The 281-nt window shown below is 48.4% G+C and carries 1 pseudogene; it reads right to left on the bottom strand.

From position 1 onward, the window contains the following. A pseudogene (locus Q4Q35_RS01790) lies at window positions 1-281 on the bottom strand (hypothetical protein); the annotation flags it as partial.

Genomic DNA, 281 nt, shown 5'->3' with positions numbered 1-281 from the left:
CTGTTGTGCTTGATGTTCTGCTTTCGTGCCCATCGGCAGCACGCCCCCATTGGTACAAGTCCCCGTAAGCATCAGCATCGTTACTGCTTGTTGCTACTTGCGAAGCTCCAAGGTTGCGGTCCATCCATATTTTGCCTGTGGCGGAAGAAGTTATATCTTGCCACATTAGTCCAGATGTAGGATCAATATTGGTCCAAATTGGTACGCCATTTAGATTAGTAAGTCTTTGCCCTGTAGTTCCTGCTGCCACTATTACCCATGCAGTGCCGTTCCAGTATTGC

The sequence above is a fragment of the Flavivirga aquimarina genome, assembly GCF_030540835.1.
Taxonomy (GTDB): domain Bacteria; phylum Bacteroidota; class Bacteroidia; order Flavobacteriales; family Flavobacteriaceae; genus Flavivirga; species Flavivirga aquimarina.
This window is presented reverse-complemented; position numbering and strand designations above follow the sequence as displayed.